Consider the following 16,118-nt stretch of genomic DNA (forward strand, 5'->3'; position numbering starts at 1 on the left):
CGGTGCAGCATAAGCCTTTAAAATGGGAGTATTGCCCCAAGATAAATGCATTGATTGCCAAGAAGCCAATAAGGATAGCATTCCATGGTTCCGCACCTCGCCACGGCCCTGACCGGCCCGCTGCTCGATCTAGAAAAGAAAATCCTCGATGCCACCCCGGCCATCGAGCGCTGGTTCCGCCTCGAGTGGCAGGAACATACGCCGCCGTTCTATTGCTCGGTCGACTTGCGTAACGCCGGTTATAAACTGGCGCCGGTCGACACCAATCTGTTCCCGGGCGGCTTCAACAACCTGTCCACCGAAATGCTGCCGCTGACCGTGCAGGCGGCCATGGCGGCCATCGACAAGTACTGCCCGGACGCGCGCAACCTGCTCTTGATCCCGGAAACGCATACGCGCAATCCCCACTACCTGCAGAACGTGCAGCGGCTGATGCAGATCTTCCGCCAGACCGGCCTGCACGTGCGCCTCGGTTCGCTGTCGCCGGAGGTCACCCAGCCGACGCCGCTGGCGCTGCCAGACGGGAACATGCTGGTAGTGGAACCGCTGGTGCGTTCGCCCAACGGCCGCCGCCTGGGCCTGGCGGACTTCGACCCGTGCACGATCCTGCTCAACAACGACCTGTCGAGCGGCATTCCTTCGATCCTGGAAAACATCCACGAACAGTCGTTGCTGCCGCCGGTGCATGCCGGCTGGGCGGTGCGCCGCAAGAGCAACCACTTCAAGGCGTTCGACGAGGTCGCGAAGAAGTTCGGCAAACTGATCGACATCGATCCGTGGATGGTCAACCCGCTGCACGCGAAAGTCAGCGAAATCGACCTCGAGCACGACCAGGGCACGGAAGCGCTGGCCGATGCCGTATCGAGCCTGCTCTCGAAGATCAAGAAGAAGTACAAGGAATACGGCATGAAGGAGCAAAAGCCCTTCGTGATCGTGAAGCCCGACGCCGGCACCTACGGCATGGGCATCATGACGATCAAGGACGCCAGCGAAGTGCGCGACCTGACGCTCAAGCAGCGGGCCAAGATGTCGGTCATCAAGGACGGCCTGGCCGTGACCGACCTGATCGTGCAGGAAGGCGTGCCTACTTTTGAAAACATCGATGACGCGGTGGCCGAGCCCGTGGTCTACATGATCGACCGCTATGTCGTCGGCGGCTTCTACCGCGTGCACGCCGAGCGCGGCATCGACCAGAACCTGAACGCGCCCGGTTCGCAATACGTGCCGCTGGCATTTGCCCAGCAGCATGCGGTACCGGACCTGAAGGCCCAGCCGGGCACGGCCGCGCCGAACCGCTTCTACGTGTACGGCGTCGTGGCGCGCCTGGGTTTGCTGGCGGCTTCGCTGGAACTGGAACGCACCGATCCAAATCCGGAAGTGTATTGAACGCCGCGGCTAGGCAGCCAAAGACATCGACAGGGACCTGCGGGTCCCTTTTTCATTGGCGGCGTGCCTGGCGCCTGTGTATGCGGCGATAATGTTCGCTCAACAATATTGCGACTGTCATCAGGCTTTTACGAAAAGACACCATGCGCCGCTTCTCGTTCGCCTTGCTGATGCTTATCTTCGCTGCCGCAGCCCTGTCCTGGTTCGCCGGCAGCAGGCTGGTGGCACCGATTCGTCATCCGGTGCCGCTGCCGGCTGGCCTGGCGGCACGCAAGGTGGCGCTGGCACTGGAGGAGGGGCGCACCCTGGCCGGCTGGTTCCTGCCGGGTAAGGGAAAGGGCGCCATTCTCCTGCTGCACGGCATACGCGGCGACCGGCGCCAGATGCTGGGACGGGCGCGATTCCTGAACGCGGCGGGCTATGGGGTCTTGCTGGTCGACCTGCCCGGGCACGGCGAGAGTGCCGCGCCTGTCATCACCTTCGGCCTGCGCGAAGCCGATGGCGTACGCGCTGCGCTGGCTTACCTGGAGCGTGAAGCGCCGGCGCAGCCGCTCGGGGTCATCGGCGTCTCGCTCGGGGCCGCGTCCTTCATGCTGTGCCGCGACTGCTTGGCGGTCGATGCCGTCGTGCTGGAATCGATGTACCCGACGATTCACGAAGCGGTCGAGGATCGCCTGCGTATGCGCGTCGGGCCGCTGGCGGTGCCGCTGTCGACGCTGTTGCTGGCGCAGCTGCCCTTGCGGCTGGATATTCTGCCGGCCCAGCTGCGCCCCATCGATGCCATGGCCGGTTTGACGGCGCCCGTGCTGGTGGCGGCAGGCGACCAGGACCGCCATACGACGATCGCGGAAACCCGCCGCATCGTGGCAGCCGCGCCGGCGCCGCGGGAAAGCTGGGAAGTGCCGGGAGCGGCACACGTCGATCTGTACGGCTATGCCCGGCAGGAGTATGAGGCGCGCATCGGCGGCTTCCCGGCGCGCGGTTTGCACAGCGCCATGCGCGTGCGGGCGGATTGACAACAGCGGTAGGGGGGTGATGAAAGCCGCACCATCGGCTGGGTTCGGAAGAACCGGCGGTGGTGCGGCTGCCTGCGCACGCCCCGGGGGGCGGCGCAGTGGGAAAGGTCAGGCAGGAACGGCGGGAGTGACTGGCGCAGCGGCAGGGGCAACAGCAGGAATCGCAACGCCCAGGGTAGCTGCGGCGCGGATATTGTCGCCGTCGCTACCAGCGAGGACATAGCCACGTTCCATGAGCTTGCGGGTGTAGTACTTGTTGTACATGAAAGCCCACACCAGGCCGATGAAGAGGGCGCCAACGCCCATCGTCAGGAAGGCGATGATCAGCGAGACCACGAAGCCACCGATGAAGGTGATGAAGTCGCCGCGGAACAGGGCGGGGAAGAAGCCGAAGAACAGGGTGGTCCAGGAAAAGCCATAGAAGCCATCCTTGACGATGCCCGATTCCTTGTGACGCATGCTGATACGTGTTGCCAAGATTTTCTCCCGAGTTGAACTGAGTGCTTATAGTTTTGTCCGGTCCGTGGCGCCATGCCCTGCTGTAGAGCGCTGTACCGTTCGTAGGACCGATCCTACGAGTATCTCAGTTTTTCCGTGAGGAAATCTATCGTATTGTAACGAAACACAATATTCGCGGGTGTTCACACTGCCCGGACGACGGTGTCTGGACGCGAAGCCGGCCGTCCCATGCACGACATGCCCCAGCCTGCATGCGGCTCATCGTTCCTTTTGCACCATATAGACGAAGTGCGACCGCAGCGGCGGTGCCAGGCTGGCCAGCGCTTCGGTGAGCAGGGAACCGGCATGGCGGCCAAGGCGCGGCCGAGCGGCGGCGCCAGCAGCAGCGTCTGGTATTGTTCGCGGTGGCCGGGCCAGTAGGCGCGCAACTCCTCGCGCCTGACCTTGCGCACGTGCGGGTTGCGCGGGTTGTTGTAGCGGAAGTCGAAGACCGGGCACCAGCCGCCGGGTTTTAGTACGCGCCACATGTCGGACGCCAGGCGCTGGCGCAGTTCAGGGTCGAGTACCGAGGACAGCACCGTTTGCGCGCTGACGAGGTCGGCGCTGGCGGCGGGCAGCGCGCTCAAGGGCCCACATACCCACTTCACCTCGGGCGCGGTGCGCGGGCGTGCCAGGTCGAGCCGGTCTTGCTGGAGTTCCGTGCCGGTGAGATGGGCGGGGTAGCGCCCCAGTCGATCAGCTGGCGCAGGAAGCCGCCGGTGCCGCAGCCGACGTCGATCACGCGTACGCCGCCAAGGTCGGTACCGAGGGTAGTGGCGAGCATGTGCGACAGTACCCGGCTGCGCATGCCCTGCTGGCGCACGACGTCGGGCCGGTGCCAGGCATAGCGCGCCAGCGCCGCGCCACCATGCCAGCCACGGTAGACCTGGCCGATGCGTTCCTGTTCTGCCTGATGGTGAAGCTGAGGGTCGAGTTGAGCGTCCATGACCCCATCGTGGCCCAGCCAATCGCACTCCGGTTTGCGCCCGCTCAGCCCAACTCCCGATCCCGCGCAATTTGCTCATCAGCACTATATGCCTGAGGAAACTATGCGCCCCGGGGCCCGCGGCCGCGCGCCTTTGCGAATCACGATAAAATCGCATCCATTGCCATCAATGGACCCACCATGAAAATCGCCTTCCTCGCCGATCCGGTTTCCAGCTTCAAGATCTACAAGGACTCGACCTTCGCGATGATGCGCGAGGCCGCGCGCCGTGGTCACGAGGTTTATGCCTTCGAGCAGCGCGACATGGCGCTCGAGCAGGGTGTCGTGCGCGCCGAAGTCGCGCGCCTGCACCTGACCGGCGATCCGGTCGACTGGTACCGCGCCGACCCGGCTGTTGATGCGCGCCTGGCCGAGTTCGACGCCATCATCGAGCGCAAGGATCCGCCCTTCGACATGGAATATGTCTACGGCACTTATTTGCTGGAACTGGCGGAAAAACAGGGCGCGCGCGTGTTCAACAGGCCGTCGGCAATTCGCGACCACAACGAGAAGCTGGCGATCGGCCAGTTCAGCGAGTATACCTCGCCGACCCTGGTCACCTCCTCGGAAAAGCGCCTGCGCGCCTTCCATGCGGAACACGGCGACGTCATCTTCAAGCCGCTCGACGGCATGGGCGGCACCGGCATCTTCCGGGTAAAAGCCGACGCCATGAACCTGGGCGCGATCATCGAAACGCTCAGCGACAACGGTAAACGCACCATCATGGTGCAAAAATACATTCCCGAGATCGTCAAGGGCGACAAGCGCATCCTCGTCATCGGCGGCAAACCGGTGCCGTTCGCACTGGCGCGCATCCCGCAGGGGACCGAGGTGCGCGGCAACCTGGCGGCCGGCGGCATCGGCGTGGCCCAGCCGATCACCGAGCGCGACCGCGAGATCGCCGAGGCGCTGGGCCCCGTACTGGCCGAGCGCGGGCTGTTGCTGGTAGGATTAGACGTGATCGGCGATTTCCTGACCGAGGTGAATGTCACCAGTCCGACCTGCTTCCAGGAGATCACCGACCAAACCGGTTTCGACGTGGCCGCGATGTTCATCGACGCGGTCGAACAGCAGGCGACAAGAAAGTAAATCATGGTAGGCATCCTGCTCCTGACCCACGCACCGCTGGGCCAGGCATTCATCGCGGCGGTCGCGCACGTGTTTCGCGGACCGACCGAACGCTTCGAGGCCATCGACGTGGCGGCCGACCAGGACCTGGTCGACGTCAACTGCAAGGCCAGGGAAGCGATCGCACGGCTGGACGACGGCGACGGCGTCCTCGTCATTACCGATATCAAGGGCGGCACGCCCTCGAACTGCTGCAATTCGCTGGCCGATGCCGGGCACGTGGAGGTCATCGCCGGCATCAGCCTGCCGATGCTGCTGCGCGCAATCACCTATCGCCGCGACACGCTCGACGTGGTGGTGGAAATGGCGTTGGCCGGTGCCCAGAACGGCGCGGTGCGGGTCGATAACCGCATCCGGGTCGGCTCCTGATGTGGATGTGGACGGGCGCCTCGCGCAGGTAGCCCGTCTTTTGGTGTAGCGCCGTCCTGACGATGGAAAAGAAAACGAGAACATGATTCAGCAAGAACTTGAAATCATCAACAAGCTGGGCCTGCATGCGCGCGCATCGGCCAAATTCACCCAGCTCGCCGCCAGGTACAAGAGCGATGTCTGGCTCACCCGTAACGGGCGCCGCATCAACGCGAAATCGATCATGGGCGTGATGATGCTCGCCGCCGGCAAGGGCGCGAAGGTCACGCTCGAAGCCGACGGCGCCGACGAGCATGACGCGATCGTCGCGCTGGCCGCCCTCGTCAACGACAAGTTCGGCGAAGGCGAGTAATGCCCGAATCCGGATTCGCCCGCTCCCGGGGACCCTCGATGGCTTCGTTCACGCTGCACGGCATACCGGTGTCACGCGGGATCGCGATCGGCCGCGCGCACCTGCTCACGCCGGCCGCGCTCGACGTCAAGCACTATCTGGTTCCGGAAGAGCAGGTCGAAGCGGAAGTAAAACGCCTGCAGGACGCGATCGCCGAAGTGCACCGCAACCTGCAGGAGCTCTGGACCGATCTGCCCAAGGATGCCCCGACCGAACTGGGCGCCTTCATCGACGTCCACGCGCTGATCCTGTCCGACCCGATGATCTCGGAAGCGCCGCTCGACATCATCCGCTCGCGCCACTACAACGCCGAGTGGGCGCTGGTCACCCAGATCGACGAGCTCTCGAGCCAGTTCGACGAGATCGAGGACGAGTACCTGCGCGAGCGCAAGCACGACATCCAGCAGGTAGCCGAACGCGTGCTGAAAGTGTTGATGGGCACCGCGCTGTCGGTGCCGCCCGTGCTGGCCGGCGACGACGGCTACCAGCCGCAGATGATCGTCGTCGCCCACGACATCTCGCCGGCCGACATGCTGGCCTTCCGCGACCGCGGCGGCGATCCGCGCCCCTTCGTCGGCTTCGTCACCGACGTCGGCGGACAGAACTCGCACACGGCGATCGTCGCCCGTTCGCTCGACATCCCGGCGGCGGTCGGCATGAGCCAGGCCTCGCGCCTGATCGAGCAGGACGACTGGGTCATCGTCGACGGCGATGCCGGTGTCGTCATCTGCAGTCCGAGCCCGCTGGTGCTGGAGCAGTACCGCGCGCGCCAGGCGGCGCTGGGCAAGGCGCGCAAGCGTCTTCTCAAGCTGAAGAAAACGCCGGCCGTGACGAAAGACGGCACCGCGATCCGCCTGATGGCCAACATCGAGCTGCCCGACGATTGCCCGCATGCGCTCGACGCCGGCGCCGTCGGCATTGGCCTGTTCCGCTCCGAGTTCCTGTTCATGGCACGCGGCGCCGACGGCCTGAAAATTCCGAGCGAGGACGAGCAGTTCGAGCAGTACCGGCGCGCCGTGGTGGCCATGAAAGGCCGTCCGGTGACGATCCGCACGCTCGACGTCGGCGCCGACAAGCCGCTCGACCCGACCGAACACACGGCCCTCAATCCCGCGCTGGGCCTGCGCGCGATCCGCTATTGCCTGGCCGAGCCGCAGCTGTTCCTGACCCAGCTGCGCGCCATCCTGCGCGCTTCCTGCTTCGGCAAGGTGCGCATCCTGATCCCGATGCTGGCCCATGCCTACGAGATCGACCAGACCCTGAACATGATCGAGCAGGCCAAGTTCCAGCTGCGCGAACAGAACATCAAGTACGACCCGGCCATCGAGGTCGGCGCCATGATCGAGATCCCGGCCGCCGCGCTGGCGCTGCCGATGTTCGTGCGGCGCATGAATTTCCTCTCGATCGGCACGAATGACCTGATCCAGTACACGCTGGCGATCGACCGCGTCGATTACGAAGTGGCCCACCTGTACGACCCGCTGCACCCGGCCGTGCTGCAGCTGATCGGCATGACGATCGCCGCCGGCCAGAAGGCGGGCATCGACGTGGCGGTCTGCGGCGAAATGGCGGGCGACATCAAGCTGACGCGCTTATTGCTGGGAATGGGCCTGCGCGAATTCTCCATGCACCCGGCCCAGCTGCTGGCGGTGAAGCAGGAAATCCTGAACGCCGACCTCGGCCAGATCACGCCGCGAATGCGACGCATCATGCGCTCGATGGAGCCGGCCGAGATCATGGAAGCGGTCGAACAGCTCCAGCTCACGTAATACCCCAGCTTTACCTCAGTTTTACCCAAGCGGCCGTCAGTGCCGCGACACACACAGCAAAGAAAACCTCATGGGATCCATCGGAACCGTCACTCCGCAAGCGATGCATTTCGCCGAGCCGCTGCGCCTGCAAAGCGGCGCGCACATCGGCGACTACACGCTCATGTATGAAACCTACGGCACCCTCAACGCCGACAAGTCGAACGCGGTGCTGGTTTGCCACGCGCTCAACGCCTCGCACCACGTCGCCGGCACCTACGCGAACGAGCCGAAAAGCACGGGCTGGTGGGACAACATGGTCGGACCGGGCAAGCCGCTCGATACAAGCCGCTTCTTCGTCATCGGCGTCAACAACCTCGGTTCCTGTTTCGGCTCGACCGGCCCGATGCATACCAATCCCGCCACCGGCAAGCCCTATGGCGCCGCCTTTCCGCTGCTGACCGTGGAAGACTGGGTGGCGGCGCAGGCGCGCCTGGCCGACCGCCTCGGCATTGCGCAATTCGCCGCGGTGATGGGCGGTTCGCTCGGCGGCATGCAGGCCCTGTCGTGGAGCATCCTCTTCCCCGAGCGCCTGCGCCACTGCATCGTGATCGCCTCCACGCCGAAGCTCTCGGCCCAGAACATCGCTTTCAACGATGTCGCGCGCCAGGCCATCCTGACCGACCCGGACTACCGCGGCGGCGATTTCTACGAGCACGGCGTGGTGCCGAAGAACGGCCTGAAGGTGGCGCGCATGGTCGGCCACATCACGTATTTGTCGAACGACGACATGGCGGAAAAGTTCGGGCGCAAGCTGCGCAACGCGGCCGAGAGCCGGGACGCTGGCCGCTCCGACTACAAGTTCGACTTCGGCGTCGACTTCGAGATCGAGTCCTACCTGCGCTACCAGGGGGATAAATTCTCGGAATACTTCGACGCGAATACCTACCTCCTGATCACCAAGGCGCTGGACTATTTCGACCCCGCGCGCGAGCACGGTGGCGACCTCACCAAAGCCCTGGCGGCCACCCGTGCCCAGTTCCTGATCGCTTCCTTCACCACCGACTGGCGCTTCTCGCCCGAGCGCAGCCGCGAGATCGTCGAAGCCCTGATCTCGAATCGCCGCCGCGTCACCTATGCGGAAATCGACGCGCCGCACGGGCACGACGCTTTTCTCCTGGAAGACGCGCGCTACATGGGCGTGGTGCGGGCCTATTACGACCGCATCTGGGAAGAAGGCGAAGGAGCACAGGCATGAAATTCGAAGACTTGACCACCTTGCGCCCCGACCTGGCCTTCATCGCGCACTGGGTACGCGAAGGTTCGCACGTGCTCGACGTCGGCTGCGGCGACGGCGCCATGCTGCGCTACCTGGAAAAGGGCAAGGGCTGCAGCGGCTACGGCATCGAGATCGCCGACGACAAGGTACTGGAAAGCACGCGGCGCGGCATCGCCGTCATCCAGCACGACATGGAGCAGGGCCTGGACCTGTTCGGCGATAACTCCTTCGACACGGTGCTCTGCCTGTCCTCGCTGCAGATGATGCTGCACGTGGAGGCGCGCCTGCGCGACATCGTGCGCGTGGGCGCCGAGGCGATCGTCTCCTTCCCGAACTTCGCCTACTGGCCGCACCGCATGGCGCTGCTCAAGGGCCGCATGCCGGTCTCGCGCACGCTGCCTTACCAGTGGTACGACACGCCCAACGTGCGCTACGCAACGATCTACGACTTCAAGGAGCTGGCCGAGGAATGCGGGCTGGAGGTGCTGGAATACGTGGCGCTGGCCGAAGGCAAGCCGGTCAGCTTCCTGCCGAACCTGCGCGGGAGCCTGGCGGTGTTCAGGTTGAGGAAGAAGGCGCAGCGGGCTTGATCGTTGGCGGATCGTAGGGTGGGCACGGAGTGCCTCGCCGGCCGCGCCCACCCTGCGAGATACTTCCGCCCATATCGTGCGTACCCCATCCGCGCTTTTCTGCGACGATGTTGTTGACAAAAACAGCATACTGGTAACTATCATGAAAAAATTCAAACACTTAGCCGTTTGCATCGCGCTGCTGTCGACGCTCGGCGGCGCCCATGCCCAGAAGGGCGAACAGGTCGTCCAGGACGGCATCGCCGTCAAGCCGCTCTCGCGCGTGCGCGTGCTGGTGCCGGAAGAGCAGCTCAACGCCCAGGCTGCCCAGCAATACCAGGCGATGATGTCCGAAGCCCAGCAGAAGGGGGCCCTGGTGCCGGCCACCCATCCGGAAGTGCGGCGCCTGCGTGCGGTCGCCCAGCGCATCATCCCGTATGCACCGCGCTGGAACGCCTCGGCCAAGAACTGGAACTGGCAGGTGAACCTGTTCGACGTGCCGCAGGTGAATGCCTTCTGCATGCCGGGCGGCCGCATCGGCTTCTACACCGGCATCATCAACCAGCTGCGCCTGACCGACGACGAGATGGCCGCCGTGATGGGCCACGAGATCGCCCACGCGCTGCGCGAGCATGGCCGCGAGCGCGCGGCGAAATCCGGCATCACCTCGGTTGTCGCGCGCGGCGCCGGTGCCCTCGGTGCGGCCATCTTCGGGATCGACCCGAACATCACCAACGCGGTGACCGGCATGGTCGGGCAGGGCGTGGTCTTGAAATTCTCGCGCGACGAAGAGCGCGAAGCCGACCTGGTGGGCCTGGACATCGCCGCCCGCGCCGGCTTCGACCCGCGCGCGGGCGTGGCGCTGTGGCGCAAGATGGGCGCCCTGAACAAGTCGGCGCCGCCTGAATTCATGTCGACCCACCCGGGCGGCGAAACCCGCATCCGCGACATGGAAAAGCACATGAACGTGCTGCTGCCGCTGTATGCGCGCAGCAAGGGCACGAGCGTCAATCGCCTGCCGTCCTACCGCACCACGGCCCTCCAGCGCTGACCGATGGGACACCAGGCCGACGCCAATTCCCATGTTCCGCTGCCGGTGAAGAGCGGCGTCGCGCCCAGCTACCTGTGGCTGACCGAAACGCGCGCCGGCGGCATGCTGCGCTTTCTCAGCGAGCGCTTTCCCGACGTGGCGCCCGCGTCCTGGGCCGCGCGCCTGCAGCGCGGCGAAGTGGTCGATGCGGCAGGCAAGCCGCTGCAGGCGGACAGCCATGTGCGCCAGGGCATGCGCATCTGGTACTACCGCGAACTCGACGAAGCGGAAACGCCGATCCCGTTCAAGGAACGCATCCTGTTCCAGGACGCGCACCTGCTGGTCGTCGACAAGCCGCATTTTTTACCGATGATCCCGAGCGGACGTTTTCTCCACGAGACCCTGCTCGTGCGCCTGAAAGCCCAGCTCGAGCTGCCGCACCTGACGCCCATCCACCGGCTCGACCGCGAGACGGCGGGCGTGGTCATCTTCTCGCACAACCTCGATTCGCGCGGGAAGTACCAGTCGATGTTCCAGAAGCGGGTAGTGAAAAAAGTGTACGAGGCCCTGGCCGGGCCGATCGAGGGGAGGGAGTTCCCCTTCACCTACCGCAGCCGCATGCAGGACGCGGCGCAGTTTTTCGTCAGCGAAGAAGTGGTGGGCGAGCCGAATTCGGAAACGCTGATCGAGGTCATCGAGCGCCGCGGCGACGTGGTGCGCTACCGCCTGCACCCGCACACGGGGCGCAAGCACCAGCTGCGCCTGCATTTGTCGTCCCTGGGCGCGCCGATCCTGAACGACGCGTTTTACCCGGTGGCGCTGCCCTGCAAGGGCGACGATTTTTCGGCGCCGCTGCAGCTGCTGGCGCGCTCGATCAGTTTTGACGATCCCCTGACGGGGGAACCGCGCACGTTCAACAGCGAACGCACGCTCGATTGGCCGTGAATGGTGGGCACGGGGCGCCTCGCCGGCCGCGGCCACCCTACCAGTCGCTGTCGTGCCAGACCCGTAGGGTGGGCGCCCCGAGCCCACCATCCTCAGCGTCACAACCGGCCATGCATCAAGGGTGATAGTCGATGATCAGGGGCGCGTGATCCGAAAACCGCTCGTCCTTGTACACCGCCACCGCATGCGCCTTGGCCGCAATGCCGGGCGTCGCCACATGATAGTCGATCCGCCAGCCCACGTTCTTCGCCCACGATTGCCCGCGGTTGCTCCACCAGGTATAGTCCGCCGCATCCGGCGCCACGACACGGTGCACGTCCACCAGCCCCAACTCGTCGAACAGGCGCGTCATCCACGCGCGCTCTTCCGGCAGGAAGCCCGAGTTCTTCTGGTTGCTCTTCCAGTTCTTCAGGTCGATTTCCTTGTGGGCGATGTTCCAGTCGCCGCAAATGACGACTTCGCGGCCCTCGGCCTTCAATTCCTGCAGGTGCGGCAGGAAGACTTCCATGAAACGGAACTTGGCCAGCTGGCGCTCCGGCGAGGACGAGCCGGAGGGGCAGTAGACGGAAATGACGGTGAGGTTGCCGAAATCGCAGCGCGTGTAGCGGCCCTCGGCATCGAATTCCTGGCAGCCGAAGCCGATGCGCTTGTTGTCCGGGGCGACGCGGCTGTAGACGCCGGTGCCGGAATAACCCTTCTTTTCGGCATAGTGGAAATGGCCGTGGTAGCCGTGCGGACGCAGGAATTCCTCGGTCATGTCGGCTTCCTGGGCCTTCAGTTCCTGGACGCAGATGAAGTCGGCGTCGACGGACGCCAGCCAGTTGAAGAAACCTTTTTTGTGGGCCGAACGGATGCCGTTCAGGTTGGCGGAAATAATTCGTGGCATGGAAATGAGAAGAAGAGGGAACGGCGGCTGTGGGCACGGAATGGGTGCTGGATTAAAATACAGCCACTTTTTTAATCTGGGGTCACCGTGAACAATTTGCGCCAACAGTTTATCGCTTTTTCGGTCTCGACGGGAGTGCTCAAGTTCGGCGAGTTCACCACCAAGGCGGGCAGGCTCTCGCCGTATTTCTTCAACGCCGGCCTGTTCCACGACGGCGCGACCCTCGGCCAGCTGGCCCAGTTCTACGCCCAGACCCTGCTTGACTCGAACGTCGAGTTCGACATGCTGTTCGGCCCTGCCTACAAGGGCATCACGCTGGCCAGCGCCACCGCGGTCGCGCTGGCCGCCAAGGGCCGCAACACCTCCTACGCCTACAACCGCAAGGAAGCCAAGGACCACGGCGAAGGCGGCACCATCGTTGGCGCCACACTGCAGGGCAAGGTCGTGATCGTCGACGACGTGATCTCGGCTGGCACCTCGGTGCGCGAATCGGTGACCATGATCCGCGCCGCCGGTGCCGAGCCTGCCGCCGTGCTGATCGCGCTCGACCGCATGGAGCGTTCCGGCAAGGACGACGCGTTATCAAACGGGTCGGCGGTGCAGCAGGTGGCGGAGGAATTCGGCATACCCGTCATCTCGATCGCCAACCTGGAAGACCTGTTTACTTACCTGTCGGGCGAAGGGGCCGGGGCCGAACTGGGACAGCACAAGGACGCGGTGGCGGCGTATCGCAGCCGCTACGGCGTCTGAAGGTGAAGCGTCTGCAAGCGGGCCTCGCGTTGCTGTGCGCGGTCCTGGCCGGTGCGTCCCACGCGGCGGCGACGGACCTGCCGCGTGCCGATCCCTGTCCCGGCGCCACAGCCTGGGCCGCGGCCCACCCTGACGAATCGGACGAGGCCCAGGCTGCGCGCGACGCCACGCGCAAACTGGGCGACCCCGCGCTGCGTGCGGAACTGGACAAGCGCTTTGCCGTCGACCAGAAAGTGCGCAAGGCCTACCTTGCCGCCCGACTGGATCGCGACGCCCAGCGCATGGTCGTACTGGTCGACGACAACAACCTGGACTGGCTGAAGTATCTGGTGCGCACGAAAGGTTTTCCGACAGCTGCCCGGTGGGGGGAGACGGGCGTGGATGCTGCATGGACCCTGCTGCAGCACGCCGACAGCAGCCCGGATTTCCGGGCGGCGCTGCTGCCGACGCTGGGCGAGCGCGCCGCCGCCGGCGAGCTGCGCGCCGCCAGGCTGGCGCAATTTACCGACCGCGTGCTGGTCGCCTATGGCCGGCCGCAACGCTACGGCACCCAGTTCTCGCCCGAGGGCTGGCGCGCCCCGCATTTCGGCCTGGACGACGCAGCGAGCCTGCGCGCGGTCGAGGAAAACCGGCGTGTACTCGGTGTCATGCCACTGGCGGACTATGTGTGCATGATGAGCGAGGCCAGGAAGCGCTGACGGCGCTGGCGCCTCATGCGAGCACGCCTCGCCCGCATACAGGGCCACTGGTCGGCGAGCGTCTTCCTGAACGCCTGCCGTGCCGTATAGCGCGCGCAGGCCATCGTCTCGCTGTGCGTGGGCGCCATGGTGCTCGCGGGTACCGCCGAAGACCTGGCACTGCGCCGTTCCCTGCGCGTGGCGGCGCGGCAGCAGGCGCTGGTGCTGCTCGACGGGTAGGCAGCAGGGCCGGTCCAGGTGAACAGGGCAGCGCCGTCGTGCTAGGTCAATGGTGCAGGGCGATCCTGCGCAACTGGCACATCGGTAAACGTCTTGTTGACGATTTTCCACTGTCCTTCCTGCCGGACGAAGCTCAGGTAGTCGATGTAATGGAAATCGAACATCGGGCAATGAACTTTCGCAAAAGCGATCTCGCCTGTAATCTCGATGTGGAGCGGCTTCATCGCGAATGCCTGCCCGAGCGAGGCGGGCGATGCGCGTCCTGCGACCACGGCGAGATAATCGTCCAGCGGCCGGAAATAAGCTTGTCCGCGCACTTCGGCAAACAGCTGCGCACGGGGATCGAAGACCGAGCGCAGGAGCCCGATGTCTCCGTGGTACACGCCGCGGCAATAGGCGTCGATGGCTGCAAGGACTTCGTCGTGCTGGTGCATGGCATTCCTCCTTCTGCAAAAAGCGCGCCGCTCAGGCGCAGGTTCGATAGTCGTCGGCACTGCTGCGGCGCTGCTCAGGAGCGCCTGACAAAACCGTTATGGCCGCGTTGCGGCTCCTGGCCGTACAGATGTACTGTCTTCGTCGCCGCGCCTTGCTCTGACGATTTTGTCAGGTGCTCCAGGGCTCGGTGGTCTCAGCGGGCGGTGGATGCATGCCGGGCGCATGAAGGCCGAAAAAAAACCGGAGCGAGCTCCGGTTTTTCATGCGTGCAGCTCGCTTCAGCCCGCCAGCTTCTTCTTCAGCAGCTCCGTCACCTGCGCCGGATTGGCCTTGCCTTTCGAGGCCTTCATGGCCTGGCCGATCAGCGCGTTGATCGCCGCTTCCTTGCCGGCGCGGTACTGCTCGACCGATTTCGCGTTCGCCGCCAGCACCTCGTCGACGATCGCTTCCAGGGCGCCCGTGTCCGAAATCTGCTTCAGCCCTTTTTGCTCGATGACGGTGTCGGCCAGGTTGTCGTCGAGCGATTTGGCTTCCCACATCGCCGCGAACACTTCCTTGCCGGCCTTGTTCGAGATCGTGCCGTCGGCGATGCGCTGGATGAGCAGGGCCAGCTGCGACGCCTGCACCGGCGCTTCACTGACGTCGACGCCTTCGCGGTTCAGGGTCGACGAGACGTCGCCCATCATCCAGTTCGCCACTGCTTTCGCGTTCGCTTTGCCGGCTTTCTCCACCACGGCTTCGTAGTAGGTCGCCATCGCCTGGGAAGAGGTCAGGATCAGGCTATCGTATTCCGGCAGGCCGTACTCGCCGGTGAAGCGTGCACGCATGGCGCCCGGCAGTTCCGGCATCGACGCACGCACGCGCTCGATCCAGTCTTCCGAGATCGTCAAGGGCGGCAAGTCCGGGTCGGGGAAGTAGCGATAGTCCTGCGCGTCCTCTTTCGAGCGCATGGCGCGGGTTTCCTTCTTGTCCGGGTCCCACAGGCGCGTGGCCTGCTGGACCTTGCCGCCGTCCTCGATCAGTTCGATCTGGCGGCGCACTTCGTAGTGGATCGCCTCTTCCATGAAGCGGAAGGAGTTCAGGTTCTTGATCTCGCAGCGGGTGCCGAATTCCTTCTGGCCCATCGGCCGCACCGAAACGTTGACGTCGCAGCGGAAGGAGCCTTCCTGCATGTTGCCGTCGCAGACGCCCAGCCACATCACCAGGCCGTGCAGGGCTTTTGCGTAGGCGACCGCTTCGGCGGCGCTGCGCATCTCCGGCTCCGAGACGATTTCCAGCAGCGGCGTGCCGGCGCGGTTCAGGTCGATGCCGGTCATGCCTGCATAGTCCTCGTGCAGCGATTTGCCGGCGTCTTCCTCGAGGTGGGCGCGGGTCAGGTTGACGGTTTTCGTCTCGAGTTTCCCATCCTTCTCGTAGCCGAAGGTGATCGTGCCGCCCTGGACCACGGGGTCTTCGAACTGGCTGATCTGGTAGCCCTTGGGCAGGTCGGGATAAAAGTAGTTCTTGCGCGCGAAGACGGAATGCGGGGCGATTTTCGCACCGACCGCCAGGCCGAAGCGGATCGCGCGCTCGACGGCGCCCTTGTTCATCACGGGCAGCACGCCCGGCAGGGCCAGGTCCACGGGACTGGCCTGCGTGTTCGGCGCGGCGCCGAACTGGATCGCGCTGCCGCTGAAGATTTTCGAATTGGTCGTGAGCTGGACGTGGTTCTCAAGACCGATGACGACTTCCCATTGCATGGTGTTCTCTCTTTGTATTCTTTGTGCAGGCGTTGGTTGAACGCGTA

General features: G+C 64.7%; 18 protein-coding genes. 12 read left to right on the top strand and 6 right to left on the bottom strand.

Annotated features, from left to right (window positions below; all coding sequences use genetic code 11):
• Window positions 1-84: 84 nt before the first annotated feature.
• Together gshA and G4G31_RS07655 are read left to right on the top strand one after the other, a co-directional pair.
• Window positions 85-1,386, top strand: coding sequence for a glutamate--cysteine ligase (gshA, locus tag G4G31_RS07650; protein ID WP_182990920.1), 1,302 nt, complete (start codon window positions 85-87; stop codon window positions 1,384-1,386).
• A 143-nt stretch (window positions 1,387-1,529) separates the two neighbouring features.
• Entirely contained in the window at window positions 1,530-2,402 is an 873-nt protein-coding gene (locus G4G31_RS07655; protein WP_182990921.1) for an alpha/beta hydrolase, read from the top strand.
• A 108-nt stretch (window positions 2,403-2,510) separates the two neighbouring features.
• Here the strand turns inward: G4G31_RS07655 and G4G31_RS07660 are convergent, their stop codons facing one another.
• From G4G31_RS07660 to G4G31_RS25480, 3 genes are all read right to left on the bottom strand, one after another.
• Window positions 2,511-2,879: a hypothetical protein gene (locus G4G31_RS07660; protein ID WP_182990922.1), complete on the bottom strand. Its 369-nt coding sequence runs from the start codon at window positions 2,877-2,879 to the stop codon at window positions 2,511-2,513.
• 164 nt (window positions 2,880-3,043) lie between these two features.
• A complete protein-coding gene (locus G4G31_RS25475; RefSeq protein WP_229425574.1) occupies window positions 3,044-3,592 on the bottom strand; it encodes a class I SAM-dependent methyltransferase in 549 nt (182 codons plus the stop codon).
• Window positions 3,505-3,846: a class I SAM-dependent methyltransferase gene (locus G4G31_RS25480; RefSeq protein ID WP_229425713.1), complete on the bottom strand. Its 342-nt coding sequence runs from the start codon at window positions 3,844-3,846 to the stop codon at window positions 3,505-3,507. Before G4G31_RS25480 ends, G4G31_RS25475 begins: the two co-directional genes overlap by 88 nt.
• A gap of 180 nt (window positions 3,847-4,026) precedes the next feature.
• Between G4G31_RS25480 and gshB the strand changes: the two genes are divergently transcribed.
• From gshB to G4G31_RS07705, 8 genes are all read left to right on the top strand, one after another.
• On the top strand, window positions 4,027-4,974 hold the full coding sequence (gene gshB / locus G4G31_RS07670; protein ID WP_182990923.1) for a glutathione synthase: 948 nt from the start codon (window positions 4,027-4,029) through the stop codon (window positions 4,972-4,974).
• 3 nt (window positions 4,975-4,977) lie between these two features.
• Window positions 4,978-5,382 (top strand): PTS sugar transporter subunit IIA, encoded by a 405-nt coding sequence (locus G4G31_RS07675; protein ID WP_182990924.1) that lies wholly within the window; start codon window positions 4,978-4,980, stop codon window positions 5,380-5,382.
• Window positions 5,383-5,464: 82 nt separating this feature from the next.
• Window positions 5,465-5,734: an HPr family phosphocarrier protein gene (locus tag G4G31_RS07680; RefSeq protein WP_182990925.1), complete on the top strand. Its 270-nt coding sequence runs from the start codon at window positions 5,465-5,467 to the stop codon at window positions 5,732-5,734.
• A gap of 38 nt (window positions 5,735-5,772) precedes the next feature.
• Window positions 5,773-7,542, top strand: coding sequence for a phosphoenolpyruvate--protein phosphotransferase (gene ptsP / locus G4G31_RS07685; RefSeq protein ID WP_182991708.1), 1,770 nt, complete (start codon window positions 5,773-5,775; stop codon window positions 7,540-7,542).
• A gap of 103 nt (window positions 7,543-7,645) precedes the next feature.
• Complete coding sequence (locus tag G4G31_RS07690) at window positions 7,646-8,779, top strand: homoserine O-acetyltransferase (RefSeq protein WP_229425575.1); 1,134 nt, start codon at window positions 7,646-7,648, stop codon at window positions 8,777-8,779.
• Complete coding sequence (metW, locus tag G4G31_RS07695; RefSeq protein ID WP_182990927.1) at window positions 8,776-9,390, top strand: methionine biosynthesis protein MetW; 615 nt, start codon at window positions 8,776-8,778, stop codon at window positions 9,388-9,390. Before G4G31_RS07690 ends, metW begins: the two co-directional genes overlap by 4 nt.
• A gap of 142 nt (window positions 9,391-9,532) precedes the next feature.
• Entirely contained in the window at window positions 9,533-10,420 is an 888-nt protein-coding gene (locus G4G31_RS07700; protein WP_182990928.1) for a M48 family metallopeptidase, read from the top strand.
• 3 nt (window positions 10,421-10,423) lie between these two features.
• A complete protein-coding gene (locus tag G4G31_RS07705) occupies window positions 10,424-11,344 on the top strand; it encodes a pseudouridine synthase (RefSeq protein WP_182990929.1) in 921 nt (306 codons plus the stop codon).
• 115 nt (window positions 11,345-11,459) lie between these two features.
• On the opposite strand, the gene G4G31_RS07710 is transcribed toward G4G31_RS07705, so the two are convergent.
• Window positions 11,460-12,230 carry an exodeoxyribonuclease III gene (locus tag G4G31_RS07710; RefSeq protein WP_182990930.1) on the bottom strand — a complete coding sequence of 257 codons (771 nt, stop codon included), beginning with the start codon at window positions 12,228-12,230 and terminating at the stop codon, window positions 11,460-11,462.
• Between the two features lie 87 nt (window positions 12,231-12,317).
• Here G4G31_RS07710 and pyrE point away from each other — a divergent pair, with 87 nt between their 5' ends.
• A complete protein-coding gene (pyrE, locus tag G4G31_RS07715; RefSeq protein ID WP_182990931.1) occupies window positions 12,318-12,980 on the top strand; it encodes an orotate phosphoribosyltransferase in 663 nt (220 codons plus the stop codon).
• A 2-nt stretch (window positions 12,981-12,982) separates the two neighbouring features.
• Entirely contained in the window at window positions 12,983-13,678 is a 696-nt protein-coding gene (locus G4G31_RS07720) for a DUF6624 domain-containing protein (protein WP_182990932.1), read from the top strand.
• Between the two features lie 260 nt (window positions 13,679-13,938).
• Here the strand turns inward: G4G31_RS07720 and G4G31_RS07725 are convergent, their stop codons facing one another.
• Together G4G31_RS07725 and gatB are read right to left on the bottom strand one after the other, a co-directional pair.
• On the bottom strand, window positions 13,939-14,331 hold the full coding sequence (locus G4G31_RS07725) for a nuclear transport factor 2 family protein (protein WP_182990933.1): 393 nt from the start codon (window positions 14,329-14,331) through the stop codon (window positions 13,939-13,941).
• 279 nt (window positions 14,332-14,610) lie between these two features.
• The gene (gatB, locus tag G4G31_RS07730; protein ID WP_183108066.1) at window positions 14,611-16,071 is read right to left on the bottom strand and encodes an Asp-tRNA(Asn)/Glu-tRNA(Gln) amidotransferase subunit GatB; all 1,461 of its coding nucleotides are present in this window, start codon (window positions 16,069-16,071) and stop codon (window positions 14,611-14,613) included.
• Window positions 16,072-16,118 lie beyond the last annotated feature (47 nt).

Source organism: Massilia sp. Se16.2.3 (assembly GCF_014171595.1).
Lineage (GTDB): Bacteria > Pseudomonadota > Gammaproteobacteria > Burkholderiales > Burkholderiaceae_D > Telluria.

Excerpts from the sequence above, each read along its gene's own strand:
- G4G31_RS07680 (WP_182990925.1), top strand. The coding sequence starts at position 5,465 with ATGATTCAGCAAGAACTTGAAATCATCAACAAGCTGGGCCTGCATGCG.
- metW (WP_182990927.1), top strand. The coding sequence starts at position 8,776 with ATGAAATTCGAAGACTTGACCACCTTGCGCCCCGACCTGGCCTTCATC.
- gshA (WP_182990920.1), top strand. The coding sequence starts at position 85 with ATGGTTCCGCACCTCGCCACGGCCCTGACCGGCCCGCTGCTCGATCTA.
- G4G31_RS07705 (WP_182990929.1), top strand. The coding sequence starts at position 10,424 with ATGGGACACCAGGCCGACGCCAATTCCCATGTTCCGCTGCCGGTGAAG.
- G4G31_RS07655 (WP_182990921.1), top strand. The coding sequence starts at position 1,530 with ATGCGCCGCTTCTCGTTCGCCTTGCTGATGCTTATCTTCGCTGCCGCA.
- G4G31_RS07710 (WP_182990930.1), bottom strand. The coding sequence starts at position 12,230 with ATGCCACGAATTATTTCCGCCAACCTGAACGGCATCCGTTCGGCCCAC.
- G4G31_RS07725 (WP_182990933.1), bottom strand. The coding sequence starts at position 14,331 with ATGCACCAGCACGACGAAGTCCTTGCAGCCATCGACGCCTATTGCCGC.
- G4G31_RS25480 (WP_229425713.1), bottom strand. The coding sequence starts at position 3,846 with ATGGACGCTCAACTCGACCCTCAGCTTCACCATCAGGCAGAACAGGAA.
- G4G31_RS07690 (WP_229425575.1), top strand. The coding sequence starts at position 7,646 with ATGCATTTCGCCGAGCCGCTGCGCCTGCAAAGCGGCGCGCACATCGGC.
- G4G31_RS07700 (WP_182990928.1), top strand. The coding sequence starts at position 9,533 with ATGAAAAAATTCAAACACTTAGCCGTTTGCATCGCGCTGCTGTCGACG.
- ptsP (WP_182991708.1), top strand. The coding sequence starts at position 5,773 with ATGGCTTCGTTCACGCTGCACGGCATACCGGTGTCACGCGGGATCGCG.
- G4G31_RS07675 (WP_182990924.1), top strand. The coding sequence starts at position 4,978 with ATGGTAGGCATCCTGCTCCTGACCCACGCACCGCTGGGCCAGGCATTC.
- gshB (WP_182990923.1), top strand. The coding sequence starts at position 4,027 with ATGAAAATCGCCTTCCTCGCCGATCCGGTTTCCAGCTTCAAGATCTAC.
- gatB (WP_183108066.1), bottom strand. The coding sequence starts at position 16,071 with ATGCAATGGGAAGTCGTCATCGGTCTTGAGAACCACGTCCAGCTCACG.